The organism is Pseudarthrobacter niigatensis, from assembly GCF_030812615.1.
Classification (GTDB): domain Bacteria; phylum Actinomycetota; class Actinomycetes; order Actinomycetales; family Micrococcaceae; genus Arthrobacter; species Arthrobacter niigatensis.
On sequence record NZ_JAUSTB010000002.1, the window covers coordinates 56,823 to 83,153 of the forward strand.

Annotated in this window: 23 protein-coding genes; 18 read left to right on the forward strand and 5 right to left on the reverse strand. The window is 65.0% G+C overall.

Going from position 1 to position 26,331, the window contains the following annotated elements:
• Positions 1–186 precede the first annotated feature (186 nt).
• From J2T23_RS03395 to J2T23_RS03420, 6 genes are all read left to right on the forward strand, one after another.
• Positions 187–1,287: an ABC transporter ATP-binding protein gene (locus J2T23_RS03395; protein WP_307357242.1), complete on the forward strand. Its 1,101-nt coding sequence runs from the start codon at positions 187–189 to the stop codon at positions 1,285–1,287.
• Positions 1,287–2,021, forward strand: a complete 735-nt coding sequence (locus J2T23_RS03400) for an ABC transporter permease (protein WP_307357246.1) — start codon at positions 1,287–1,289, stop codon at positions 2,019–2,021. The genes J2T23_RS03395 and J2T23_RS03400 overlap by 1 nt, the downstream gene beginning before the upstream one ends.
• On the forward strand, positions 2,018–2,764 hold the full coding sequence (locus tag J2T23_RS03405) for an ABC transporter permease (RefSeq protein ID WP_141181994.1): 747 nt from the start codon (positions 2,018–2,020) through the stop codon (positions 2,762–2,764). Before J2T23_RS03400 ends, J2T23_RS03405 begins: the two co-directional genes overlap by 4 nt.
• Positions 2,761–3,723: an ABC transporter substrate-binding protein gene (locus tag J2T23_RS03410; protein ID WP_141181993.1), complete on the forward strand. Its 963-nt coding sequence runs from the start codon at positions 2,761–2,763 to the stop codon at positions 3,721–3,723. The genes J2T23_RS03405 and J2T23_RS03410 overlap by 4 nt, the downstream gene beginning before the upstream one ends.
• A gap of 143 nt (positions 3,724–3,866) precedes the next feature.
• Positions 3,867–5,087 carry a pyridoxal phosphate-dependent aminotransferase gene (locus J2T23_RS03415; RefSeq protein ID WP_307357252.1) on the forward strand — a complete coding sequence of 407 codons (1,221 nt, stop codon included), beginning with the start codon at positions 3,867–3,869 and terminating at the stop codon, positions 5,085–5,087.
• Positions 5,088–5,138: 51 nt separating this feature from the next.
• Complete coding sequence (locus J2T23_RS03420; RefSeq protein ID WP_141159865.1) at positions 5,139–5,993, forward strand: polyphosphate kinase 2 family protein; 855 nt, start codon at positions 5,139–5,141, stop codon at positions 5,991–5,993.
• Positions 5,994–6,038: 45 nt separating this feature from the next.
• Here J2T23_RS03420 and J2T23_RS03425 read toward each other — a convergent pair whose 3' ends face one another.
• Entirely contained in the window at positions 6,039–6,257 is a 219-nt protein-coding gene (locus J2T23_RS03425) for an exodeoxyribonuclease VII small subunit (RefSeq protein ID WP_141159866.1), read from the reverse strand.
• Positions 6,254–7,606 (reverse strand): exodeoxyribonuclease VII large subunit, encoded by a 1,353-nt coding sequence (gene xseA, locus J2T23_RS03430; protein WP_141159867.1) that lies wholly within the window; start codon positions 7,604–7,606, stop codon positions 6,254–6,256. Before xseA ends, J2T23_RS03425 begins: the two co-directional genes overlap by 4 nt.
• 161 nt (positions 7,607–7,767) lie before the next feature.
• Here xseA and J2T23_RS03435 point away from each other — a divergent pair, with 161 nt between their 5' ends.
• Positions 7,768–8,619 carry a hypothetical protein gene (locus J2T23_RS03435; RefSeq protein WP_307357255.1) on the forward strand — a complete coding sequence of 284 codons (852 nt, stop codon included), beginning with the start codon at positions 7,768–7,770 and terminating at the stop codon, positions 8,617–8,619.
• Between the two features lie 9 nt (positions 8,620–8,628).
• A complete protein-coding gene (locus J2T23_RS03440; protein WP_141159869.1) occupies positions 8,629–9,708 on the forward strand; it encodes a 4-hydroxy-3-methylbut-2-enyl diphosphate reductase in 1,080 nt (359 codons plus the stop codon).
• 76 nt (positions 9,709–9,784) lie between these two features.
• Here the strand turns inward: J2T23_RS03440 and J2T23_RS03445 are convergent, their stop codons facing one another.
• Positions 9,785–11,011, reverse strand: a complete 1,227-nt coding sequence (locus tag J2T23_RS03445) for a DNA recombination protein RmuC (protein ID WP_141159870.1) — start codon at positions 11,009–11,011, stop codon at positions 9,785–9,787.
• A 90-nt stretch (positions 11,012–11,101) separates the two neighbouring features.
• On the opposite strand from J2T23_RS03445, the gene ychF reads away from it, so the two are divergent.
• The 7 genes from ychF to J2T23_RS03480 all read left to right on the forward strand — a co-directional run bounded on the left by ychF (position 11,102) and on the right by J2T23_RS03480 (position 21,401).
• Positions 11,102–12,187, forward strand: a complete 1,086-nt coding sequence (gene ychF, locus J2T23_RS03450; RefSeq protein WP_141159871.1) for a redox-regulated ATPase YchF — start codon at positions 11,102–11,104, stop codon at positions 12,185–12,187.
• Between the two features lie 65 nt (positions 12,188–12,252).
• On the forward strand, positions 12,253–13,911 hold the full coding sequence (locus J2T23_RS03455; RefSeq protein ID WP_307357260.1) for a cryptochrome/photolyase family protein: 1,659 nt from the start codon (positions 12,253–12,255) through the stop codon (positions 13,909–13,911).
• 66 nt (positions 13,912–13,977) lie between these two features.
• Positions 13,978–15,735 carry an ABC transporter family substrate-binding protein gene (locus J2T23_RS03460; protein WP_307357263.1) on the forward strand — a complete coding sequence of 586 codons (1,758 nt, stop codon included), beginning with the start codon at positions 13,978–13,980 and terminating at the stop codon, positions 15,733–15,735.
• Positions 15,736–16,005: 270 nt separating this feature from the next.
• A complete protein-coding gene (locus tag J2T23_RS03465) occupies positions 16,006–17,694 on the forward strand; it encodes a peptide ABC transporter substrate-binding protein (RefSeq protein WP_141159874.1) in 1,689 nt (562 codons plus the stop codon).
• A gap of 125 nt (positions 17,695–17,819) precedes the next feature.
• Positions 17,820–18,749 (forward strand): ABC transporter permease, encoded by a 930-nt coding sequence (locus tag J2T23_RS03470; protein WP_141181986.1) that lies wholly within the window; start codon positions 17,820–17,822, stop codon positions 18,747–18,749.
• Positions 18,739–19,683, forward strand: a complete 945-nt coding sequence (locus tag J2T23_RS03475; RefSeq protein ID WP_141159876.1) for an ABC transporter permease — start codon at positions 18,739–18,741, stop codon at positions 19,681–19,683. Before J2T23_RS03470 ends, J2T23_RS03475 begins: the two co-directional genes overlap by 11 nt.
• An 11-nt stretch (positions 19,684–19,694) precedes the next feature.
• Complete coding sequence (locus tag J2T23_RS03480) at positions 19,695–21,401, forward strand: dipeptide ABC transporter ATP-binding protein (protein WP_307357272.1); 1,707 nt, start codon at positions 19,695–19,697, stop codon at positions 21,399–21,401.
• An 87-nt stretch (positions 21,402–21,488) separates the two neighbouring features.
• Here the strand turns inward: J2T23_RS03480 and J2T23_RS03485 are convergent, their stop codons facing one another.
• Positions 21,489–22,367, reverse strand: a complete 879-nt coding sequence (locus tag J2T23_RS03485) for an SGNH/GDSL hydrolase family protein (protein ID WP_307357276.1) — start codon at positions 22,365–22,367, stop codon at positions 21,489–21,491.
• A gap of 271 nt (positions 22,368–22,638) precedes the next feature.
• Here J2T23_RS03485 and typA point away from each other — a divergent pair, with 271 nt between their 5' ends.
• Together typA and J2T23_RS19960 are read left to right on the forward strand one after the other, a co-directional pair.
• The gene (typA, locus tag J2T23_RS03490; RefSeq protein WP_141159879.1) at positions 22,639–24,567 is read left to right on the forward strand and encodes a translational GTPase TypA; all 1,929 of its coding nucleotides are present in this window, start codon (positions 22,639–22,641) and stop codon (positions 24,565–24,567) included.
• Between the two features lie 198 nt (positions 24,568–24,765).
• The gene (locus tag J2T23_RS19960) at positions 24,766–25,575 is read left to right on the forward strand and encodes a type IV toxin-antitoxin system AbiEi family antitoxin domain-containing protein (RefSeq protein WP_503128803.1); all 810 of its coding nucleotides are present in this window, start codon (positions 24,766–24,768) and stop codon (positions 25,573–25,575) included.
• Positions 25,576–25,618: 43 nt separating this feature from the next.
• On the opposite strand, the gene J2T23_RS03500 is transcribed toward J2T23_RS19960, so the two are convergent.
• Positions 25,619–25,861, reverse strand: coding sequence for a putative acetyltransferase (locus tag J2T23_RS03500; protein WP_141159881.1), 243 nt, complete (start codon positions 25,859–25,861; stop codon positions 25,619–25,621).
• Positions 25,862–25,998: 137 nt separating this feature from the next.
• Between J2T23_RS03500 and fdxA the strand changes: the two genes are divergently transcribed.
• Entirely contained in the window at positions 25,999–26,325 is a 327-nt protein-coding gene (fdxA, locus tag J2T23_RS03505; RefSeq protein WP_013601705.1) for a ferredoxin, read from the forward strand.
• Positions 26,326–26,331: the final 6 nt, after the last annotated feature.

Consider the following 26,331-nt stretch of genomic DNA (forward strand, 5'->3'; position numbering starts at 1 on the left):
GGACCCCGGGAAACCCATCCATCCCTGCCGGGGTACCGAATGGTTACAGTAGGGATTCCTTTGCGCGGATTAGGGCCCCAGCTGCTGAAGCCTGACCCCGTTTGGGTTACCGTAACTATCAGCGTGCTTATGGCAGTGTCGCGGTGCTGGGAACAGCCCGTCCAAGAGAACAGGTAAGTCCGCACCATGGACCAGGCGATGATCGAGTTCCAGAGCGTTACCAAGCAGTATCCGGGTGGCCAGCCGGCGGTGGACGGGTTGTCCATGTCCATTGCCAAAGGGTCCGTCACCGTTTTCGTTGGCCCATCCGGCTGCGGGAAGACAACATCGCTCAGGATGATTAACCGGATGGTGGAGCCCACGTCCGGGACCATCACCGTGGACGGCCGCGATGTCACCTCCGTACCGGCTGCGGAACTTCGGCGGTCCATGGGCTACGTGATGCAGTCGGCCGGACTGCTGCCGCACCGCTCCGTCCTGGATAACATTGCCACCGTCCCGCGGCTGAACGGGGTCTCAAAAGCGGAAGCCCGCAAGCGCGCCAGGGAACTCCTGGACGTGGTGGGCCTGGCGGCGTCCCTGGGCGGGCGCTACCCGTCACAGCTTTCCGGCGGCCAGCAGCAGCGCGTCGGCGTGGCGCGCGCACTCGCCGCAGATCCGCCCGTGCTCCTCATGGACGAGCCGTTCAGCGCGGTGGACCCCGTGGTCCGCGACGAACTCCAGCAGGAACTGCTCCGGCTGCAAAAGGACCTGGCCAAAACCATCGTCTTCGTGACCCACGATATTGACGAAGCCACCATCCTGGGCGACAAGGTGGCCGTCTTCGCCACCGGCGGCAAGCTGGCCCAGTACGCCTCGCCGGAGGAAATCCTGCGGGCGCCGGCAAACCAGTTCGTGGCGTCCTTCGTGGGGCGCGACCGCGGCTTCCGCCACCTCGGCTTTGCCCCGTCCGACGGTGTGGCCATCCACCCGGTGCCAACGATCATCAGGGCTTCCGGAGGGTATGAGTCGGATTCCAGCGCTGCCGGCGGCTGGCAGCTGGTGGTGGACGCGGACAAGCGCCCGCTGGGCTGGTCGGCGCCGGGGACCGAAATCGAACTCGTTCCCGGCGGTTCCCTGTTCCGTCCCGGAGATAGCCTCCGGCGCGCCCTGGACTCTGCCCTCTCCTCGCCGTCCGGCCTTGGCGTTGCCGTGGATGCCGACGGCGTAGTGCTGGGCGTGGTCCGCGGCGGCGAGGTCCTGGCACTGATCGAAGAAGCACGCCAGGTGCGGCAGGCTGCCCTCTGATGGATTGGTTCCTGGCCAACACCGGCATGATCCTGGAGCGCGGCGGACAGCACTTGGTGCTGGCACTCGTTCCCATGCTCCTGGGGCTGATCATTTCGATCCCGCTTGCGCAGTTGGCCCGGCGGAACAATGCCCTCCGCTCCGTGGTGCTGACGGCCTCCTCCCTGCTGTACACGATTCCGTCGCTGGCGCTGTTCATCATCCTTCCCACCATCCTCGGGACCCGGATCCTGGATCCCCTCAACGTGGTGGTGGCCCTGACTATCTATGCCGTTGCGCTGCTGGTGCGCGCGGCCCTGGACGCCTTCGATTCCGTGGACGCGGACATCAGCCAGGCTGCGCAGGCCATGGGCTTCAAACCGCTGGCCCGGTTCCTGCAGGTGGACCTCCCGCTCTCCCTCCCCGTCATGTTCGCCGGCCTCCGGGTGGTATCCGTCAGCAACATCTCGCTGGTCAGCGTTGCGGCCCTCCTGGGTGTCGGCAACCTGGGCATGCTCTTCACAGACGGTCTCCAGCGGGACTTCGTCACCGAGGTGGTGGTGGGCATCATCGCCATCCTGGTCCTGGCGCTGCTGATGGACGCGGTTCTCGTCCTGCTGGAACGAATCCTCACCCCGTGGGAGCGGGCAGGGAAGCCGCAGGGCCACGGGACACAAAGCCACGGGACACAGGGCGTCCCCGCCGGAGCACCCGAAGCCGATGGCGCTGCTTCCGCAGTTGGTGAAGCAGCATGAGCAACGTATTCGCCGATACCTTCGCCTGGCTCGCAGACCCGCTGCACTGGTCCGGGAGCATGGGCATACCCGCCAGGCTGGGGGAGCACCTGCAATACACCGGCCTGGTCATGCTGATCGCTACCGCCATTGCAGTACCCGTCGGGATGTTCGTCGGCCACACAGGGAGGGGCCGGGTGGCCGTGGTCGCGCTCGCGGGCGCCCTGCGTGCCCTGCCCACCCTGGGCCTGCTGATCCTGTTCGTGCTGCTGGCCGGCATCGGGCTGATGCCACCCATCTGGGCCTTGGTGATCCTCACGGTCCCGCCACTCCTGGCCGGAACCTACGCGGGTATCTCCAGCGTGGACCGCAACGTTGTGGATGCCGCCAGGGCCATGGGCATGACCGAACTGCAGGTCCTGTTCCGGGCGGAACTGCCCAACGCCCTCACCGTCATGTTCGGCGGCTTCCGGACCGGCGTGCTGCAGGTGATAGCCACCGTCTCGGTGGTTGCCTACATCAACCTCGGCGGCCTGGGCCGGTATCTGTTTGACGGACTTGTCCTCAGCGATTTTCCGCAGATGCTGGGAGGTTCCCTCCTCATCGCCGTGCTGGCCATTGCCGTAGACCTCGTCCTGTCCCTGTTCCAGAGGCTGTTCCTGACACCAGGGGCCTCGAAGCTGTCCTTCCGCAGCCAGGAGGCTGCGGTTGATCTCACAGACCCCGTTGTTGCGGAGACTGTTGTACAAGGAGGTAAGTCATGAAAAATAGCCGTCCCCAGCGCCTCGGCAGGCGGGCGTTCACCGGCCTTGCCGCCGGGCTTGGCCTGGCCGTGGCGCTGTCCGCCTGCGGTGGATCGTCCGATCCCCTGAAAAACGCGCCCGCGTCCAGTGCGGGCGCTTCCGGGGGAGCCACCTCCCTGGTGGTGGGCTCCGCCGACTTCCCGGAAAGCCAGATCATCGCTGAATTGTACGCCGGCGCCTTGAACGCCAACGGAATCACCGCCACCACCAAGCCGAACATCGGCTCCCGGGAGGTCTACTTCAAGGCTGTCCAGGACGGTTCGGTGGATGTGGTGCCGGATTACAGCGGCAACCTGCTGCTCTACGTCAACAAGCAGGCCACCGAAGTCTCCGCCGGCGACATCGCCAAGGCGCTGCCGGGCAAGCTGCCGGATGGCCTCGGCGTCCTGGACGTTTCCAAGGCCGAAGACAAGGACGCCATGGTGGTCACCAAGGCAACGGCCGAGAAGTACCAGCTGAAGTCCATTGAGGACCTGGCCAAGGTCTGCAGCCAGATTGTCGTCGGCGCCCCGGCAACCTTCGCCGAGCGCGCCTACGGACTGCCCGGGCTGAAGAAGAACTACAACTGCGAACCCAAGAAGCTGGAGCCCTTCAGCGACGGCGGCGGCCCGGTGACGCTCAAGGCCCTCCTGGAGGACCAGGTGCAGGTGGCCGACATCTACACCACCACTCCGTCCATCGCGGACAACGACCTCGTGGTGCTGGATGATCCCAAGAACAACTTCATCGCCCAGCAGGTACTGCCGCTGTACAACAAGGCCAAGATGACGGATAAGGCCAAGCAGGCACTGAATTCGGTGTCCAGCATCCTTACCACCGATGACCTGATCAACCTCAACCGGGCTGTCAGCGGCAGCCAGAAGCAGGACGCCAAGACCGCAGCAGCCGCCTGGCTGAAGGACAAGGGCATCGTCAAGTAGGGGCCCGTTCCCTGCCCGGGCGGGCAGGAACACACTGGTGACAACGACGGCGGCTGCCGGACTTTCGAAGGTCCGGCAGCCGCCGTCGGCCATGTGGCGGATGTCTCAACGGCCATTCATCCTTCCTGTGGCATATTTGAGGGATGGCAGAATTCAGGCAGTCCACGAAGCTCAATAACGTCCTTTACGACATCCGTGGACCGATCCTCGAAGCCGCCCAACAGATGGAGGCGGAGGGCCACCGGATCCTCAAGCTGAACATCGGAAACCCGGCACCGTTTGGATTCGAAGCGCCGGACGCCATCCTGGTGGACATGATCCGCCACCTGCCCCACGCCCAGGGCTACAGCGACTCCCGCGGCATTTTCTCGGCCCGCACCGCGGTCTCGCAGTACTACCAGACCCGCGGCATCCAGAACATCCACGTTGATGACATCTACCTGGGCAACGGCGTCAGCGAGCTGATCACCATGTCCCTGATGGCGCTGCTCGATTCAGGCGACGAAGTGCTCATCCCCACACCGGATTACCCGCTCTGGACGGCGTCCGTAGCGCTTGCCGGCGGCAAACCGGTGCACTACCTCTGCGATGAAGAGTCCGGCTGGCAGCCCGACTTGGAGGACATGGAAGCGAAGATCACGCCCCGCACCAAGGGGATCGTGGTCATCAACCCCAACAACCCCACCGGCGCCGTCTACCCCGAGAAGACCCTGAAACGGATCGTGGCCCTCGCCGAGAAGCACGGCCTCGTGATCTTTGCCGACGAGATCTACGAAAAGATCCTGTACGAGGACGCTGTCCACGTAAACCTCGCCGGGCTGACCGGCGACGACGTCCTGTGCCTGACCTTCAGCGGGTTGTCCAAGGCGTACCGGGTCTGCGGCTACCGGGCAGGCTGGATGGCCATTTCAGGACCCAAGAAGGATGCCTCCGACTACCTTGAAGGCATCAACCTGCTGGCCAACATGCGCCTGTGCGCCAATGTCCCGGCCCAGCACGCCATCCAGACGGCACTGGGCGGATACCAGAGCATCAACGACCTCATCCTCCCGGGCGGCCGGCTGCTCGAGCAGCGCAACAAGGCCTACGACATGCTCAACGCCATTCCCGGCGTCAGCACGCAGCAGGCACGAGGCGCGCTGTACCTCTTTCCGCGCCTTGACCCGGAGGTCTACCACATCAGGGATGACGAGAAGTTTGTCCTCGACCTCCTGAGGGAACAGAAGATCCTGGTCTCCCACGGCCGGGCCTTCAACTGGGTGCGCCCGGACCACTTCCGCATGGTGACACTGCCCAACGTGAAGGACATCGAAGAAGCCATTGGGCGCATGGGGGACTTCCTAAGCAGGTACCAAGGGAACTAGCCTGTGCTCACGGGCCACCGGGCCCGTGTATCCCCTGCGGAGAGGAACCCCATGGCCCGCGTCGTTGGCTTCGACCAGCATCCCTCTGACACGCTGCGCGTTGGAAAGGGATTTTCCCTGGCCTCGGTTGACCCGGATGCCACCCCGGGCTACAGCGGCAACAAGGCTGACGGTGAAGCGTTGCTGGCTGAGTTGGACGGAAAGCTCTCCGAGATGCAGGAACAGCTGTTCGCCGAATCACGGGCCGGCGGAAAGAAACGGATCCTCCTGGTCCTGCAGGCGATGGACACGGCGGGCAAAGGTGGAATCGTCAACCACGTCATGGCCACCATGGACCCGCAGGGTGTCCAGTTCAAGGCGTTCAAGGCCCCTACCGAGCAGGAGAAGTCCTACGACTTCCTGTGGCGTATCGAGAAGGAAGTCCCCGCAGCCGGCATGGTGGGGATCTTCGACCGCTCGCACTACGAGGACGTCCTCATCCACCGCGTCCATAACTGGGCCACCCCGGAAGAAATCAGCCGGCGCTACCGGGCCATCAATGAATTCGAGGCCCGGCAAACCGACGCCGGCACGAAGATCATCAAGGTGATGCTCAACATCAGCAAGGATGAGCAGAGGTCCCGGCTGCTGGCCCGCCTGGACAACCCTGCCAAGCACTGGAAATACAGCAGCGGCGACCTGAAGGAGCGCGCCTTTTGGGATGACTACATGGCTGCCTACCAAGCTGCTTTCGACGAGACCAGCTCAGCCATTGCGCCCTGGTATGTGGTGCCGGCCAACAAGAAGTGGTTCGCCCGTATCGCCGTGCAGCAGTTGGTGATGTCGGCGCTGTCCGATTTTCGGCTGGAGTGGCCCAAGGCTGAATTCGACGTTGACATCGAAAAGGAACTCGTCGCCCGTTCGTGACTCAACGGCCTGGGCCCGGGCAGTATGTTCGGCTTTGCAGCCTGCTTACAGCGGCTGGTCGCGGGCAGCGGCCAGCCGCTTCCGTGCTCCCTCGAGCCACTCCTCGCACCGCGCGGCCAATGCCTCGCCTCGCTCCCACAGCGCCAGGGATTCCTCCAGGCTTGCGCCCCCCGCTTCAAGCCGGCCCACCACGGCGATGAGCTGCTCCCGGGCGTCCTCGTAGCTCAGGGCTGCGACGTCTGATTCGGGCTTCTGTTCAGTCATGCGTTTTCTTCCACTTCCTGGTGCTGGTCGGGGTTTCCCGGGTGCAGTGCCCCGGTGGGCTGCGCGGGTCCGTCGGACGTGGCGCCGAAGCGGCCCTCCGCGACGCGGATGGACAGGGCGGCGCCTGCCGGCGCTTCGTCGGGCCTGCGCACCACGGCGTGGCCGGCTTCGGCGATCCGGGCGGCCTGGTTCCCGGCGAGTTCGACGACGGCGTACCCCCGGTCCAGGGTTTTCTGCGGCGAGAGGGCGCGCACCTGGGCCTTCAGGTGCTGGAGCTGGTCCGCTGCCCGCACCACCGTGGAGTTCACGGCAGCGGAGGAACGCCGCAGCAGGCGCTCGATTTCCTCCGCCCGGACGGAGACCATGCCCTCCGGCGCCGCCATGACTGGCCGGGAATGCAGTGCCGCCAGCCGGTCCGACTCCCGGTCTATCATCCGGTCCATGGAGCGCCGCAGCTGTTCGCGTGCCTGGCGCACGCCGGCGAGCTCCTCGGACACCTCAGGAACGATCCGCTTGGCCGCATCCGTGGGGGTTGAGGCGCGGAGGTCGGCAACGTAGTCCAGCAGGGGGCGGTCCGCCTCGTGGCCAATGGCGCTCACCACCGGTGTTTCGGCCGCGGCCACCGCGCGGATGAGGTCCTCGCTGTTGAAGGGCAGGAGATCTTCGAGCGCCCCGCCGCCGCGCGCGATAACGATCACATCGACCTCCGGCCGGGCATCCAGTTCCCGCAGGGCGCGGACCACCTGGGCCACGGCCGTGTTGCCCTGGACGGCAACCTCGCGGATCTCGAACTCCACGGCCGGCCACCGCAGTGCCGCGTTGCGGAGGATGTCCTTCTTGGCGTCCGAGTCCCGTCCCGTGATCAGGCCGATCCGGTGAGGCAGCAGGGGCAGCCGCTTCTTGCGGGAGTCGGCGAACAGGCCCTCCGCCGCGAGGGCCTGGCGCAGCCGCTCAATGCGGGCCAGCAGGTCACCCAGGCCGACCGGCCGGATATCCCTGACCTGCATGTTCAGCCGACCGGTTTTCAGCCAGAATTCCGGCTTCAGCAGCGCCACGACCCGTGAACCCCGCTCCAGGGGAAGGTTCTGCCGTTCCAGGACTTTGGTCCAGACCGAAGCGGGAAGGGACACCTCGGCATCTACATCGCGAAGCGTGATGTAGGCGTTGCTGCCGCGCCGGTTCAGTTCAATGACCTGCCCTTCGACCCACGCCGACGGGGTCCGGTCGATGTGGGCCTTCAGCTTCTGCGAGAGCAGCTGCAGCGGCCACGGGTTGTCCGGACTGGTTTCCGCCGCGGTGGCTGGCAGGGTAGTGGGTGCAGTGCCTGGAAGGGAGGCCTGGTCAGACATGCGGACGCCGTTGGGAGGCTGGTGCTGCGGGCATGCGGTCCTTTATCTGTTGGTGGCGGTCAATCAACCTTATCCGTAAGGTCTAGCACCGGGTGCTGACAGGGACAGCCCCGCCACCCTGCCTAGGATGGGTTGAGTCCCCCAACCCCGAAGGACCTGTTGTGCGCACTTTTGTTTCCGCCCTGGCCACCGTGCTGGGCATCCTCCTGGCTGCCGTTGCCGTTCCCGCCATCTGGGTAGACCGCAATATCGTCCAGGAAGATGGATTTGTCCGTCTTGCTGCTCCGCTCGGCAAGGACCCGGAATTCCAACGGAAGCTGGCCACGGCGGCGGTGGGGACGATCGATACCGGGTCTGTTCCCGGTTTCCTCTCGGGACTGGTGGAACCGATGCTCGAGAAAGCGGCGGAGTCCCTGACCCAGCTTCCGGGCTATCCGGCAGCGTGGGAGGAGACCCTTCGCAGGAGCCACCGCCTCAGCTTCGCCGACCCCGCCGCGGCGCCGCAGGGCGGAGCGTCGGCCTCGTCGCTGACCCTCGACGTCGCCCCCTTGGTAGCCCTCGGCGCAGAGGAGATCAGCCGGGCCACAAGGCTTCCCCTCAACCCCCCGGAACAGACGCTGATTAATGTGGGCCAACCCGCGCAGCGGGAATGGACCGAACGGCTGGCCACCTATGCGCCGATGGGCTACGTCCTGGCCATCGGCTCGGCCGTGGCATTCCTGCTGGCGCTCGTGGCGGCACGCCGCCGCTGGACCGTGCTGCTGGCCTCAGGGGTTGGCGGCCTGGCGGTTGCAGGGCTGTGGGGGCTTGGCTTGCAGCTGGGCTCGGGCCGTGCCCAGGCCACCGACACCGGTAACGCGATAGCCAACATGTTCCGCGACGAGTTCCTTGCCGCCGCCGGTGCAGACTTCCAGGCATGGATCACAACCACCGCCGTTACCGGCGGCGTCCTGGTGGCAGCCGGCATTGTGACGTTGTTCGCATCCCGGAAACGGGTTGGGGCCAGCCGGTAGCATGGAGGCATGACCACCTCGGCTGTATCCCTTTCGATGCCATCCATTCCGCGCAGGCGCCGCTCCCCGGAGGAAGTAGCAGCTGCGGCCCCCGTGAACGGCACCAAGAAGGTACTGCTGGCTGCTCCGCGCGGTTATTGCGCCGGTGTTGACCGTGCCGTGATCGCCGTCGAGAAGGCGCTGGAACACTACGGTCCGCCCGTATACGTCCGCAAGCAAATCGTCCACAACGTCCACGTGGTCAGCTCGCTGGAGGAGAAGGGCGCCATCTTCGTGGACGAAACCGATGAGGTGCCCGAGGGCGCCCTGGTGATCTTCTCCGCCCACGGCGTTTCCCCGGCAGTCGTCGAATCTGCCGAAACCCGGGGCCTGCGCACGATTGATGCCACCTGCCCCCTGGTTACCAAGGTGCACAAGGAAGCCGTCCGGTTCGCCAAGGACGATTTCGATATCCTCCTGATCGGCCACGACGGCCACGAGGAAGTGGAAGGCACCTCAGGGGAAGCGCCGGAGCACATCCAGATCATCAACGGCCCGCACGAAGTGGACCAGGTCACTGTCCGGGACCCCGAGAAGGTCATCTGGCTTTCGCAGACCACGCTGAGTGTGGACGAGACCATGGAAACCGTGCGGCTGCTCAAGGAACGGTTCCCCACCCTGCAGGATCCGCCCAGCGACGACATCTGCTATGCCACCACCAACCGCCAGGTGGCCATCAAGAAGATCGCGCCGAAGGCCGACCTGGTGATCGTGGTGGGGTCGGCCAACTCATCCAACTCCGTCCGGCTGGTGGAAGTGGCGCTTGAATACGGCGCCAAGGCGTCCTACCGGGTGGACTTCGCCAACGAGGTGGACGAAGCCTGGTTCGAAGGAGTGGCCACCGTGGGAGTTACTTCCGGGGCCTCCGTTCCCGAGGTCCTGGTGCAGGACGTGCTGCGGTTGCTCGCCGATTATGGATATGGCGCCGTGGAGGAAGTAGTCACGGCTGAGGAAGACCTCCTCTTCTCGCTGCCCAAGGAGCTCCGGGCCACCTTGAAGCAGGCCGGCGACGTCAGCCGTGCCCTGGGCGGACGCCGGCCCCGCAGCTAGAACCGCCACCATATTTCCAAAGGAATGGGCCGGGCAGCATCTTGCTGCCCGGCCCATTCTGCATCCGGCGGCCGTGTCAGGCTGCTTCACCGTCGCCCTGCAGCTCGGGTGCCACCAGCGCCCGCGGCTGCACCTCCACCAAGGGGGGTGCCACCAGGCCTGTTTCCTCCAGGCTGTTGAGTTTGCGCGCGGTGGGCAGGACCCTGGCTTCCAGCGTCCCCACCATGGCGTTGTAGCGGTCCACGGACGTCTTCAGCGAGGATCCGAGCTTGGTGACGTTCTCGCCCAGCGTGCCCATCCGGTCGTACAGCTGCCGCGCGAGTTCGAACAGTTCGCGCGCACTGTCCGTCAGGACGTCCTGCCGCCACGTGAAGGCGACGGACTTCAGCACGGCCAGCAGGGTGCTCGGCGAGGCGAGGACGACGTTGCGGGACAGCGCGTGGTCCAGGAGCCCGGCGTCAGCTGTCAGCGCCGCCGCCAGGATGGACTCGGCCGGGATGAAGCAGACCACCAGTTCCGGCGAGTTCCCCGGGATGTCCCAGTACTTTTTGGTACCGAGCGCGTCCACGTGCGCCCTGAGGGCCTTGGCGTGTGCGGCCAGGAGGGCCTGCCTGTTGCGGCCGTCGTTCGCCGACTGCGGACCAGCCGGGCCCAGGCGAGGGTCCACCGAGCCCAGCTCCTGTGCCTCAAGGTAGGAGGACAACGGAACCTTGGCGTCCACCACCAGCTGCTTGTCGCCCGGCAGCTGCACCACCAGGTCCGGCCGCACCGCCGAGTCGTGGCCCGCACTGTGGACCTGCTCCACGAAGTCGACGTGGCGCAGCATACCGGCGGCCTCCACCACGCGCCGGAGCTGCACCTCGCCCCACTGGCCCCGGGCGCTGTTGGACCGCAGCGCCGACTCCAGGGCATGGGTGGAGCGAATGAGCTGCTCGTCGGAAAGCCGGGCCTCCTGCAGCTGCTGGGCCAGTTGGCCGTACTGCTCCACCCGGTCCCGCTCCAGCAATGCGACCTGCTGCTGAACGGCGGACAGCTTCTCCGCCACGGGCGCCAGGGCACGCAGCACACTTCCATCCTGTGTCCTGGCCTCGCCCAGCTCGCGGTTCTGTGCCGCCAAAAGCCGCCGCTCGGCGTCGGCCGCTGCCAGCTGCGCGGTGACCTCCGAAAGGCGGGACGAGACCTGGTCAAAGTCCGCCTCCAGCGCGTGCGAGTTCCGGCGCAATGAGAAATAAGTGGCTGCAGCGCCGGCAAGCGCACCCAGCAGCAGCATGAAGAGGGCCAGAATCAAGGCAAAAGCATCCATGGCTTCACTGTTGCACGGGGCTCTGACAATCACGGGCAGTGACATCCCCGGGTACTGGCCCGCGGGGTCCGGCGGGTAGAATCAATGCTCGTGGCTCTTACTATTGGCATCGTCGGACTGCCCAACGTCGGCAAATCAACCCTCTTCAACGCGCTCACCCGCAACCAGGTCCTGGCCGCGAACTACCCGTTCGCCACCATCGAACCCAATGTCGGCGTCGTGAACCTCCCGGACCCCAGGCTGCAGAAGCTCGCCGGGATCTTCGGCTCGCAGCGCGTCCTGCCCGCCGCCGTTTCCTTTGTCGACATCGCCGGCATCGTGAAGGGCGCATCCGAGGGGGAGGGGCTGGGCAACCAGTTCCTGGCCAATATCCGCGAGGCTGAAGCCATTGCCGAGGTTGTCCGGGTTTTCGACGATCCCGATGTGGTCCACGTTGACGGCAAGGTGGATCCCCGCTCCGACATGGAGACCATCAACACCGAGCTGATCCTTGCCGATCTGCAGACCATCGAAAAAGCCATTCCGCGGATCGAAAAAGAAGTCAAGATCAAGAAGCGGGAAGCCGCAGAGCTCGCCGCCATCAAGGCCGCCCAGGCGGTGCTTGAGCGGGGCGATACCATCTACTCCTCCATCAAGAGCGACAAGCTCGAGATGGAGCACCTCAAGGAGCTGGGCCTGCTTACTGCCAAGCCCTTCATCTACGTGTTCAATGCCGACGAAGGGATCCTGGGCAGCCCGGAAAAGCAGGAAGAGCTGCGCGCCATGGTGGCCCCGGCCGATTGCATCTTCCTCGACGCCAAGCTCGAAGCCGACCTCGTGGAGCTGGACGAGGAAGAAGCCCGCGAGATGCTCGAGATGAACGGCCAGGACGAATCAGGCCTGGACCAGCTGGCACGCGTCGGATTCCACACCCTGGGCCTGCAGACCTACCTCACCGCGGGCCCCAAGGAAGCGCGCGCCTGGACCATCCGGCAGGGGGACACAGCACCGCAGGCGGCCGGCGTCATCCACTCCGACTTCCAGCGGGGCTTTATCAAGGCCGAAGTAGTGTCCTTCGAGGACCTCGTGGACGCCGGTTCCATGGCTGAGGCGAAATCCCGGGGCAAGGTCAGGATTGAAGGCAAGGAATACGTCATGGCGGACGGCGACGTGGTGGAGTTCCGCTTCAACGTCTAGCGCCGCTTCGTCAATCAGGCAGGGTGCCGCGGTCCAGTTGCGGCACCCTGCCTTAGGGTTGCGGTATGACTTCCGGCCCGCTCCTGCGCCTCGTCCTGCCCCATCAGCTCTTTGAGCAGCAGTGGGATGGTACGGACCAGGACACGGTCTTTGTGCTCATCGAGCACGACCTCTACTTCCGCCAATACCGGTTCCATTCACACAAGCTGGTCCTGCACCGGGCGTCGATGGCTGGTTTTGGCCGCCGCCTGCGCGCACTTGGGCACGACGTGGTTGTCCTCTACAGCGACCCAGCGCGGATATCCCGTGTCCAGCTGGCGGACCTTATCCGGCAGCGGCGCCCCCGGCGGGTGACCTGGTTCGACGTCGTCGATGACTGGCTTGAGAAGGACCTGGAAGCCGCCCTTGAGGACGGCGGTTACAGGATGCGCAGCCAGGACGTGCTTGAGACACCGAATTTCCTGACGTCGCGGGCGCAGTTGGACGACTGGTTCGCGGACAATCCGGCCCGTATGCATGACTTCTACATCTGGCAGCGGCGTAGGTTGGACATCCTGGTGGACAACGGCGCTCCGGTCGGCGGAAAGTGGTCGTTCGACGCGGACAACCGCAGGAAGCTTCCCCGCGGCTATACCCCACCCTCTGTCGGCAGGTTCAGGGGGCACCCCGTGCTCCAGGAGGAGGGGAAGTTCAACCTGGATGCGCTGGCATCGCCGGGCAGCGGGCAGGGAAAGGACGCCGGCTCCGACGCCGCGGGGGACGTCGAAACCGCTATCGCCTGGGTCGCCACGGAGTTTCCGGATGCCCCTGGAGACCCACACCTCTTCGCCTGGCCCACCACCGCGGAAGAGGCCCAAAGGCACCTGCAGGAGTTTGTCGAAGAACGCCTCGCCGGCTTCGGCCCCTACGAAGATGCGATCTCCGCAGTGCACCCATTCGTCAACCACGGCCTGCTGACCCCCGGGCTAAACATCGGCCTTCTGAACCCGGGCGATATCCTGCAGGCAGTTCTGGCGGGTGCGGATGAAAATACCCCGCTCGCCTCCCTTGAGGGCTTTGTGCGCCAGGTCATTGGCTGGCGGGAGTACATGCGCGCCACGTACCGGCTGCGCGGCCGCCGGATGCGCACTTCCAACCTGCTCAACCACCGGAACCAGCTGGGACCCGGCTGGTGGGATGCAACTACTGGCTTGCTGCCCGTGGACCTGGTGATATCCCGCGTACTGGCCACGGGGTATGCGCACCACATCGAACGGCTCATGGTGCTGGGCAACGCCATGTCCCTGCTCCGGATCCATCCTGACGACGTCTACGAGTGGTTCATGGAAATGTTCGTCGATGCCTACGACTGGGTGATGGTGCCCAACGTCTACGCCATGAGCCAATTCGCCGCAGGGGCGGACATCACCACAAAGCCCTATGTGTCAGGCAGCAACTACTTGCGGAAAATGTCCGACCTGCCGCCGGGGGAGTGGATGCCTGACTGGGATGCGCTGTACTGGGCCTTCATCCAGGACCACCGGCCGGTTTTCGAGCGGAACCCGCGCTCGCGGATGATCGTTTCCCTTCTTGACCGGATGGAGCCCGGCGTGCGGGAGGGCCACCGGCGTAGGGCCTGCGGGCTGCTTAGCCGGCCCGGGGCGGACAGGTTGTTGCAGGGGCGCCCTCCTGCATCCGGAGGGGGTGCGGATCCGGGTACCGGGCCGCAGCACCAAGTATCCTGAGTATGCAGGGCGTGATCGCAGCGGCCCCAGTCCCCTCCGGAGAGGGAAAAACCACAAGGAGGCGGCATGCCGGTCAGGCGCCTGATGCAGTTGCTCACCGCGGCGTTAGCGGCAGCCCTGGTCCTGTCCGGGTGTTCTGGCGGCAGCGCCCCGTCCGTGGTGGTGGGGGAGGCGAAGCGCGGCGGCAGCGTCACCGTGGCAGAAGTCAATGCGTTCTCCTCGTTCAACCCCTACAGCGCCGGCGGCAATACCGACATCAACTCCAAGATCGGTGCCATTACGCACTCCGGCTTCTACTACCTGGACGACAGCTCCAAAGTGGTCCGCAATGACAAGTTCGGGCACTTCGAGAAGGTCTCGGACCAGCCCCTCAAGGTGAAGTACACGGTCAACGAGGGCGTGAAGTGGTCAGACGGGGCCCCGATCGGCGCGGCAGACCTCCTGCTGGCCTGGGCTGCAGGATCGGGGTATTTCGACGACGTCGATCCTGTTGCCGGCAAGGGCACCAAATACTTTTCCGTCGCCTCGGACACCACGGGCCTGGCGGGCACCCTGTTCCCCGACATCGGTTCGGACGGCCGGTCCATCACCATTGTGTACGCCGCGCCCTACGCTGACTGGGAAGTGGCCTTCGACGTCGGACTCCCAGCCCACGTCGTTGCTGCAAAAAGTGGACTCAACGACGAAAAAGACCTGGTCAATCTCCTCAAGGACACGCCGCGGGGCAACCCGGAAAAGCCGGCCTCCAACCCGGCCCTCAAGAAGGTCAGCGACTTCTGGAACACCGGGTTCGACGCGAAATCCATTCCTGATGACCCCGCGCTGTACCTCTCCAGCGGCCCCTACATTGTCCGCGACATCGTGCCGGGTGTCTCCATGAAACTGGTCCGGAACCGGGACTACGTGTGGGGCGCCGAACCCTGGCTCGATGAAATCAACGTCAGGTTCACAGGGGCCGTGCCGGCAGCAGTCGACGCCCTGCGCAGCGGCCAGGCAGACATCATCTCGCCCCAGCCTTCGGCCTCAACGGACAGCCTCCTCAGCGGACTCTCCAGCCAGGGCATCACCGTTCAACGCTACAAGCAGTCCGCCTATGACCACCTTGATTTGAACTTCACCGGGACGTTCTCCGACAAGGATGTCAGGGAGGCCTTCCTGAAGACTGTGCCGCGGCAGGCGATCGTGGATGCGGTGGTGGGAACCCAGGACACCAAGCCGCTGGATTCGCAGGTGTTCCTCCCCGGCCAGCCGAAGTACGACGACACCGTAAGGAACAACGGGTCCGCCGACTACGCCAAGGTGGACATCGATGGGGCAAAGAAGCTCCTGAAGGGCGCCTCTCCCAGCATCCGCATCCTCTACAACCGCGACAACCCGAACCGGGCCAGGGCATTCGGCTTGATCCGCGATTCAGCCGCGCTGGCGGGATTCAAGGTGGTCGACGGCGGACTGGCAAGCGCCGACTGGCCCGCGGCGTTGAGCCGGGGCGGCTTTGAGGCCGCCCTCTCAGGGTGGATCGGGACCGAGGTAGGCGTCAGCAGGGTGCCACAGATTTTCCGCACCGGGGCAGGCAGCAACTTCACGGGATATTCCGACGGCGACGCGGACAAGATCATGGAACAACTCGCCGCCACGACGGATCTCGGTAAGCAGGACGAGCTCCTGGCCGAGATCGACAAGCACGTGTGGGAGGACGCCTACGGGCTGCCGCTCTACCAAACCCTGGGTACCACGGCCTTCAGCTCCAGGGTGGCCGGAGTGAAGACGAGCCCTGGACCGCTGGGCGTCTGGTGGAACGTGTGGGACTGGCGGCTGTCCCAGTAAGCGCGCCTGGCGTGGGCTCCTTTGGCGCCCGCGGCGCCGATTCGCCGTCCGGCCTACCGCCGAGTAGCATGTGACGTGCCTAACTATCCACACCTGACGGGGCATTGCACTGCCCCGGTCACGGTTTGGCAACGGAGTACCAATATCTGGACTGCGTGCGGTTAGGCTAACTCGTATTGTGTAGGTTCCGTCACAGCGGTGAGCTGCTTCGGCCTGCGGGGAAGCACAAGATTCCCCTATACATCTCTCCCACAACTCATAGGAGGCGGAATGCGTTTTACGCGCACTTCCAAAGCACTGGGCATCGTGGCGGTCGCCGCGCTTGCCCTGACCGGGTGCGGCGCCGGCGGCGGCGGCGGCACTGACGGATCCAGCAACGCAGCCGGCGATCCGAACAAGGTCATCACCGCCTACAGCAACGAGCCACAAAACCCGTTGCTGCCGGCAAACACCGGAGAGGTTTATGGCGGCCGCGTCGTCAACCTGCTCTTCGAAGGTCTCCGCAGCTACGACGCGAACGGCAAGGCAGTCAATGCGCTGGCCGAATCCATCGAGTCTCCCGACGCGCAGAACTGGACCATCAAGGTCAAGCAGGGCCAGAAGTTCACCAACGGTGAGGCCATCACGGCCAAGACCTTCGTCGACTCCTGGAACTTCGCCGCCAACTCGAAGAACCTGCAGCAGAACGGCTTCTTCTTTGAGTCCATCGAGGGCTACCCGGAAGTATCCGCGGTAACGTCCTCGACAGGTGCGGACGGCAAGAAGACCACCACTCCCGCGCCGACCGCCGACACGATGTCGGGCCTGAAGGCGACGGATGACTCGACCATCACGGTCAAGCTCGCCCAGCCTGAGGCCGACTGGTCCCTGCGCCTCGGTTACTCCGCCTTCTACCCCATGCCCTCCGCAGCACTGAAGGACCCCAAGTCCTACGGTGAGAACCCCGTGGGCAACGGTCCCTACAAGTTCGAGAAGCAGGGCTCCTGGGTCCACGACCAGTCCATCTCCCTGGTCAAGAACGCCGACTACAACGGCACCCGCCCCGCCAAGAACGGTGGCGTGACGTTCAAGTTCTACACCGATCCGGGCCCCGCTTACACGGACCTGCAGTCGGACAACCTGGACATCACCGACGTCCTGCCGTCCAACGCCCTGAAGACCTACGTCAACGATTTCCCGGACCGCAATGCCACCAAGGCTGTTGCCACCGACTCCACGCTGAACATCCCCGGTTACAACCCGAACTTCCAGGGTGAAGCCGGCAAGCTGCGCCGCCAGGCACTGTCCTACGCCATCAACCGCGAGGAAATCGCCAAGGTGGTCTTCAACGGCACCCGTACCCCGGCCAAGGCGTTCGCGCCGCCGGTCATCGACGGTTTCAAGGAAGGCCTCAAGGGCAGCGAAGTCCTGAAGTTCGACGCCGCCAAGGCAAAGGACCTGTGGGACCAGGCCAACAAGATCAAGCCGTACGACGACTCCAAGCCGCTCCAGATTGCCTCCAACACCGACGGCGGCAACAAGGAATGGATCGACGCCGTAACCAACGGCTTCAAGAACAACCTCGGCATCCAGGCTGAAATCCAGCCCTTCGCCAAGTTCGCCGAAGTCCTGAACCTGCGCAAGTCCCAGCAGCTTCCGGGCCTGACCCGCTCCGGTTGGCAGGGTGACTACCCGTCGCTCTACAACTTCCTGGGTCCGGTTTGGGCCACTGACGCTCCGTCGAACTACGAGAAGTACTCGAACCCCGAGTTCGACAAGCTCCTCAAGGAAGGCCTTGCCAGCAAGACCACCGACGAGGCAAACGCCAAGTTCAACCAGGCGCAGGAGATCCTGTTCCAGGACCTGCCCGGCCTGCCGCTGTGGGACCAGGCACGTCCGATCGTGTGGAGCAACAACATTACGAAGGCCGAAACTGGCTGGAACGGTGAAATTCTCTACTACGGCATCACCGCCAAGTAGTCCCAGATCTAACTTGCCGTAAGGCTGATGGGGGTTCCGGTCACGTCCGGGCCCCCATTGGCTTGCAAGCGGCAGGAAGGCATTCATGAACGCGTTTTCCCCTTTACCGGAAGGCAGGTGATCCTGTGATCCGGTTCATCCTGCGCCGACTCCTCCAGGTGATCCCTGTTTTCCTCGGCACTACCCTCTTGGTGTACTACATGGTTTTCGCCCTGCCGGGCGATCCCATCGCGGCGCTGTTCGGCGACCGCCAGCCCCCGCAGTCAGTCATCGACACCCTGCGCACCCAGTACAACCTGGACCAACCCTTCTGGGTCCAGTACGGACTGTTCCTCAAGAACCTCTTCACGTTTAACCTGGGCAATGACTTCACGGGGCAGCCGATTGCAGCCAGCCTCGCCCGCGTCTTCCCGGTGACGGCGATGCTCGCCATTGAGGCACTGGCCATCCAGGCCATCTTCGGCGTTGCCTTCGGCGTCTTCGCCGGCCTGCGCCGTGGTGGCTGGTTCGACTCCACTGTCCTGGTCGCCTCGCTGGTGGTCATCGCAGTCCCCACCTTCGTCCTGGGCTTCGTCTTCCAGCTCGTGTTCGGCGTGCAGCTTGGCTGGGCAAAACCCACCGTGGGCGCCAACGCCAACTGGGTCACCCTGCTGTTGCCGGCGGTGGTCCTTGGACTCGTGTCCTTCGCCTATGTCCTTCGCCTGACCCGTGCATCGGTCAGCGAGAACATGAACGCCGACTACGTGCGGACAGCCACCGCCAAGGGCCTTTCCCGGCCGCGGGTAGTGGTGGCGCACATCCTGCGTAACTCACTGATCCCGGTAGTGACCTACCTGGGCGCCAACCTTGGCGGCCTCATGGGCGGTGCCATTGTTACTGAAGGCATCTTCAACGTTCCCGGAGTCGGCAACAAGCTCTACCAGGCTGTCCTCCGCAGTGAAGGCCCCACCATCGTCTCCATCGTCAGCGTGCTGGTGCTGGTGTTCGTGGTGGCCAACCTGCTTGTCGATCTTTTGTACGCCTGGCTTGACCCGAGGATCCGCTATGACCAGTAATAACAGCCACTTCGTGGCCCCCATTGATGAGACCCCGCTGCAGGCCACTGACGCCGTGAAGGCGGACCAAGCCCCGCTCAGCCTGTGGGCCGATGCCTGGCGCAAGCTCCGGCGTCGTCCGCTGTTCATCATCTCGGCACTGCTCATCCTTGCCCTGATTGTGGTTGCGCTGTTCCCGGGCCTGTTCACATCGACGCCCCCCAACGAGGGCTGTGAGCTGGCCAATTCCGAAGGCGCCCCCACGGCCGGGCACCCGTTCGGCTTCACTTTCCAGGGCTGCGACGTCTACTCCAGGGTTATCCACGGCACGCAGGCCTCGCTTTCCGTAGGCCTGCTTTCCGTCCTCTGCGTGCTGGTGATCGGTGTGACACTCGGCGCCCTCGCCGGCTACTACGGTGGCTGGGTCGACGCCGTCCTCGCACGCCTGGGTGACATCTTCTTCGCCCTGCCGCTGGTCCTGGGTGCCTTGGTGATCACGCAGCTGCCCCTTTTCCGGGAGAACAAGAGCGTGTGGACCGTGGTGTTCGTCATTTCGCTCCTGGCGTGGCCGCAGATGGCCCGCATCACCCGCGGAGCCGTCATCGAAGTACGCAACGCGGACTTCGTCACAGCTGCCCGCGCGCTGGGGGTCTCCAAGTTCGGCGCACTGATCCGCCACGTCCTGCCCAACGCTTTGGCTCCGATCATCGTCCTGGCGACGCTGGAACTGGGCGTGTTCATCGTGGCCGAAGCCACCCTGTCCTTCCTGGGTATCGGTCTTCCCCAGAGCATCATGTCCTGGGGCAATGACATTGCCGGCGCGCAGGCATCGATCAGGACCCGGCCGGAAATCATGCTCTACCCGGCCGCGGCGCTGTCCATTACGGTGTTGAGCTTCATCATGCTCGGGGACGCCGTGCGTGACGCCCTGGACCCGAAGAGCCGTCAGCGATGAGAGATAACAAGATGACCAGTGCAGACGTCCGTATTGATGAATCCGGGGCCGCCGGTGTAAGGCCGCTGCTCGAGATCCGCGACCTTGCCATCACCTTCAAGACCGGCAGCGGCGAGGTCAAGGCAGTGCGTAATGCGCACCTGACCATCATGCCCGGCGAAACCGTAGCCATCGTGGGCGAGTCGGGCTCCGGCAAGTCCACCACCGCCCTGGCCGCCATCGGCCTGCTGCCCAACAACGGCAAGGTGTCCGGCGGCCAGATCCTGCTCGACGGCGAGGACATCGCCCATGCGAGCGAGCAACGCATGATCGAGCTGCGCGGCAACACCATCGGCATGGTTCCGCAGGACCCGATGTCCAACCTGAATCCCGTGTGGAAGATCGGGTACCAGGTCCGGGAGACACTGCGGGCGAACGGCCGGCCCAGCGGTCCGGACGATATCGCCAAGGTGCTGTCCCAGGCGGGACTTCCGGACGCGAAGCGCCGGGCCGGCCAGTACCCGCACGAGTTCTCCGGCGGTATGCGCCAGCGTGCACTGATCGCCATTGGCCTCTCCTGCCAGCCGCGCCTGCTGATTGCGGACGAGCCGACGTCGGCCCTCGACGTCACTGTCCAGCGGCAGATCCTGGACCACTTGGAGACCATGACCAAGGACCTGGGCACGTCGGTGCTGCTGATCACCCACGATCTTGGCCTGGCCGCCGAGCGTGCCGACAAGGTCGTGGTCATGTACCAGGGCCGCGTCGTTGAGGCGGGCCCGTCACTGGAACTGTTGCGCAATCCCCAGCACCCGTACACCAAGCGGCTCGTCGAGTCCGCGCCTTCCCTTGCCAGCCGCCGCATCCAGGTGGCCAAGGAACAGGGCGTGGAGACGTCGGACCTGCTGGCACCTGCCGCCGAAATGGTGAAGCCGGAGACCTTCCTGCAGATCCAGGACCTGCGGAAGGTCTACAAGCTCCGCTCGGGGCTGGGCAAGGCGACGGACTTCGCAGCCGTCGACGGCGTGAGCTTCGACGTCCGGCGCGGCACCACGACGGCGATCGTGGGGGAGTCCGGATCCGGCAAGTCCACAGTGGCCAAGATGGTGCTCCAGCTGGAAAAGCCGACGGACGGGAGGATCCTGTTCGACGGCGTCGACACGTCGGCCCTGAAGCCCGGCGAACTGTTCAAGTTCCGCCGGCGGGTCCAGCCGATTTTCCAGGACCCGTACGGCTCGCTCGATCCGATGTACAACATCTTCCGCACCATCGAGGAGCCATTGCGGGTCCACAAGATCGGGGACCAGGCCAGCCGGGAGAAGAAGGTCCGGACGCTGCTGGACCAGGTGGCACTGCCACAGTCCGCCATGCAGCGCTATCCCAACGAGCTGTCAGGCGGGCAGCGGCAGCGTGTTGCCATTGCCCGGGCACTGGCGCTGGACCCCGAGGTCATCATCTGTGATGAGGCTGTCTCCGCCCTCGACGTCCTGGTTCAGGCGCAAGTGCTGAACCTGCTCGCCGACCTCCAGGCCAACCTTGGGCTGACCTACCTGTTCATCACCCACGACCTCGCAGTGGTGCGGCAAATTGCCGACCATGTGTGCGTCATGGAAAAGGGGCGCCTGGTGGAAACGGGATCCACGGACGATGTCTTCGAGTCGCCCCAGCAGGAATACACGAAGGCCCTGCTCAACGCCATCCCCGGTGCGAAGCTCATGCTTCCGCCCGAGGTGGCGTAGCTGGAGCCTTTCTTCGGAATGGCTGGAGCCGGGACCTTCGGGTCCCGGCTCCTCCCATGTGCGCTGAAGACAGAAACGCTGCGGCTGTCAGTCCTGGAACGTACTGCCCGCTTCGGGCACGGCAGCGAGGGCTCCTTGGGCCGGCGAAGGATTGCGGCCAAGTCCAAGTTCCCGGAGCCTGGCTGCGAGGATTCCGCCAAGGGCCCGGCGGCCATCAGAGTTCATGTGCACCGCATCGGCGAGGTCTTTCGCCAGCCCGTACCTGGTGAGCCAGTCGCCTGCAGAGATGAACGGCAGTCCGTTGGCTCCCGCCACGGCACCCAACACGGCGTCAACCTCGCTCCGGCGGCCGCCGCCGTCGTTCGCTCCGCGCGCCAAGGTGCCGATCATCGCCAGCCGTGTGCCGGGATAGCGGGTCCGGAGTTCAGCGACCAGCCGTTCGGCATTACGGGCGATCTGCGCGTTGCTTGCCCCGCCGGCGGCATCGTTGCCGCCACCTTCGACCACAATCAATGCGGGAGTGCCGGAGGGGAGAAGCCAGTCTCCGCGCTGCAGGGCGTCTATGTAGTTTCCCGTGGCACCGTTCGCCGCGACGTAGCCCGTGCCGCCGCGGCCGCAAAAGTACACGTTGTACCCGGCGGCAGCGAGGCCCAGGCGCGGCCAGCCGTCAACGGGTTCCGCCTGCGAGTCCCCGATCAGCAGGACGGTGCCGGCGACGTCGGGCACAACCGCTTCCAGCCGTCCGTTGCCTGTATTCAGGACGCGGGCCGTGGCTGCCACGGCAGGTTCGGCGCTGCCGGTCCGGCCGCCGGATACCTGGCCTGCGGCCGCCCGTGACAGGGCTTTACCGGGAACAGCGTCGCCCCCGGTGTTGCCCACGATTCCCGATACCGCCACGAGCGCGGAGACCGCGGCGCAGGCAGCCCAGGCGAAACCACGCAGGGTGCTTGCCTTTGCAGGGGGCATCGTTGTCTCCGGCGTGCTCAATGGATGGGCTGTGTCACAGACATCATGCCATGCACCGGAATCCTGGAGTGAACTTGGTCACACCCATTGCGGCGCCGTGGCTGATACTGGCTCAATCGGCGGCAGCCTGTCCCGCCGGAATTTAGGCCAACAAATAACTCAGCGGCTAGAATAGAGGAAGGCGCCCTGTGCCAAGGGCCTTGTCCGTCGTGCGTTCCAGTTGGAAATGTCGCGATACAACAGCTGACTCCACTGAATCGAGCCTTTACGCATGTCTGAAACCACCACCAACACTGCGGTAGCCACTGCATCGCGCAGTGACCTCCGCAACGTCGCGATCGTGGCCCACGTTGACCACGGCAAGACCACCCTGGTCGACGCCATGCTCAAGCAGACCAACTCCTTCGCCGAGCACAACCACGTCGAGGACCGGGTCATGGACTCCGGCGACCTGGAGCGCGAAAAGGGCATCACCATCCTGGCCAAGAACACCACGGTGGCCTACAACGGTCCCTCCTCCAACGGCGAGACCATCACCATCAACGTCATCGACACCCCCGGCCACGCCGACTTCGGCGGCGAGGTGGAGCGCGGCCTTTCCATGGTGGACGGCGTCGTGCTCCTCGTCGACTCTTCCGAGGGCCCGCTGCCCCAGACCCGCTTCGTGCTGCGCAAGGCGCTGGCCGCGCACCTCCCGGTGATCCTCCTGGTCAACAAGACCGACCGCCCCGACGCCCGCATTGACGAAGTTGTCCACGAGTCCATGGACCTGCTCCTGGGCCTGGCTTCCGACCTCGCCGATGAAGTGCCGGACCTGGACCTGGACAAGGTCCTGGAAGTTCCCGTTGTGTACGCCGCCGCAAAGGTTGGCCGCGCGTCCCTCGAGCAGCCGGCCAACGGCTCCGCACCGGACAACGAGGACCTCGAGCCGCTCTTCAAGACCATCATCGAGCACATCCCGGCGCCGACGTACAACCCTGAGGGCGTCCTGCAGGCGCACGTCACCAACCTGGACGCTTCCCCGTTCCTGGGCCGCCTCGCGCTGCTCCGCATCTACAACGGCACCCTCCGCAAGGGCCAGCAGGTTGCCTGGGCCCGCCAGAACGGTGAGCTGAAGACCGTCAAGATCACCGAACTGCTCGCCACCAAGGCACTGGAGCGCGTTCCGGCCGAGTCCGCCGGGCCCGGCGAGATCGTGGCCGTCGCCGGTATCGAGGACATCACCATCGGTGAAACCCTCACCGACGTCGAGAACCCCCAGCCGCTGCCGCTGATCACCGTGGACGATCCCGCGATCTCCATGACCATTGGTATCAACACCTCCCCGCTGGCCGGCAAGGTCAAGGGCGCCAAGGTCACCGCCCGCCAGGTCAAGGACCGGCTGGACAAGGAACTGATCGGTAACGTCTCCATCAAGGTCCTCCCGACCGAGCGTCCCGACGCCTGGGAAGTCCAGGGCCGTGGCGAGCTCGCGCTGGCCATCCTGGTCGAGCAGATGCGCCGCGAGGGCTTCGAACTGACCGTCGGCAAGCCCCAGGTTGTCACCAAGACCATCGACGGCAAGATCCACGAGCCGATGGAGCACATGACCATCGACGTGCCGGAAGAGTACCTCGGCGCCGTCACCCAGCTCATGGCTGCCCGCAAGGGGCGGATGACCAACATGGCCAACCACGGCACCGGCTGGTGCCGCATGGAGTTCATTGTTCCGGCCCGTGGCCTGATCGGTTTCCGCACCCGGTTCCTGACCGACACCCGCGGCGCAGGCATCGCAGCTTCCATCTCAGAAGGCTACGAGCCGTGGGCCGGCCCCATCGAGTACCGCACCAACGGTTCCATGATTGCCGACCGCGCCGGTGTGGTTACCCCGTTCGCCATGATCAACCTGCAGGAACGCGGCTCCTTCTTCGTGAAGCCCACCTCCGAGGTCTACGAAGGCATGATCGTGGGCGAGAACTCCCGCGCCGACGACATGGACGTGAACATCACCAAGGAAAAGAAGCTCACCAACATGCGTGCCGCTTCCTCCGACACCTTTGAGAACCTGACCCCGCCGCGCGAACTCACCCTTGAAGAGTCGCTGGAATTCGCCCGCGAGGATGAGTGCGTCGAGGTGACCCCGGAAGCCATCCGCATCCGCAAGGTCATCCTGGATACCAACGAGCGTGCCAAGGCCAACCGCGCCCGCGCCAAGGCCTAGTAACTCCGCAGGTCTGCAGAACGCCACCGGCATTTGCCGGTGGCGTTCTGCGTTAAGCCGGGCGGCGCGGCCAAACCAGGCCTCGATGCGCAGGAACGGCGTGGGCGCACTGAGCGCCTGCTTCCGCGCCCGGGTCCGTTCTCCACATAGCCGTTTCCACCACCTGCGGATGCTCCCCGCCAGGCGCAGGCTTCAGACATGCGAACTGTTTCTGAAGCGCTGGCTGGCCTGGGCGGCACTGCCGGGACCCGGGAGTTACTACTGGCAGGCGTCTCCCGCCGACGTCTGGAAGCCGGACTATCAGAGGGGTCCGTCCAAAGGATTGCCCGTGGAGTATTCGCCCTTCCGGATGCTGACCCCGTGCTCATCCATGCGGCGCGCCATCACGCCGCACCTGGTTGCGTCACGGCCGCAGTGGCTTCCGGGTTGTGGGTGATCAAGGTTCCGGATAGGCCGCATCTTGCCGCCCGCCATGGCAGGCCAATAGCCGGCTGTGTGGTACACCGCAGCGACCTTCCGTTGACGCCTCTGGACGTCGTCTGCCAGTCTCTCCGCTGTCTGCCGGCTCTTCAGGGCCTGACTATCGCGGAGTCCGCCGTCAAGAAAGGCCACATCCAACTCGCGGAGCTGCGGGCGCGGTTTCCGGCCGCCCGTGAAAAGGCCCTGCTGAACCTGGTTGGCAGAATCCGACCCCAGTCCGGCTCCATCATCGAAACCATCGCCCGGTATCTGCTTGAAGAAGCGGGGCTTACAGTCGAGTTGCAGGTGCACATTCCTGGAATGGGCCACCTGGATCTCCTTGTTGATGGTCTGCTGGGGATTGAGGCGGACGGCTATGCCCACCACAGCAGCCGGGAGGCCTACCGGGAAGACAGGCGGCGCTGGAATGTCACCGTCATCGGGGGTGTCCCAACCCTTCGGGTGACGTTCGAGATGCTGGTCCGCGACCCCGCGGAGTTCGTCCGGATGGTGGAGCTGGCCCTGGCCACGTACCGCCGGGCGCGGTGAAGGACCGGGTCATGGCGCAGGGACAGTCCCGGCGCAGCGAGGCCTAGGCGGGGCGCGCGGGGCGGCGCGGGGGAGCGGGCGGGACTTCCTTCGCGGCCACCACGAGCTCCAGGGGAATGACGACGTCGGCCCGGCGGGTGCGGACGGTGCAGGAACCGGCGTCGCAAGCCAGCAGGTGGCCCAGCGCATCCGTCAGGCCGCCATCGATCCGGTAGCGCACCACCACCCGGGTTCCGGGGCCGGCCGCGGTCAGGAAGCGGACGGGGGCGGACGCTGGCAGACTCACCAGTTCATACTAGGCCGCCGGCTAGGTTAGCGGGAAAGGGCTGGGAGATAATAGGCTCAGATGTCAAGAGTCCGGCCGTGCTGCCGGATGCAAGAGCCGGCGGGCAAGCCGGAACCCAACGTGGAGAGGCCAGGGACGTGACGTACGTAATCGCGCAGCCGTGTGTGGATGTTAAGGACAAGGCATGCATTGAGGAGTGCCCGGTCGACTGCATCTATGAAGGCGAGCGTTCGCTGTACATCCATCCGGACGAATGCGTCGACTGCGGCGCCTGCGAGCCGGTTTGCCCGGTGGAGGCCATCTACTACGAGGATGACACTCCCGAGGAATGGGCCGACTACTACAAGGCCAACGTCGAATTCTTCGACGACCTCGGCTCCCCGGGCGGGGCGGCAAAGATCGGCAACACGGGCAAGGACCACCCGATGATCGCCGCCCTGCCGCCGCAGAACCAAGACCACTGACGCGGA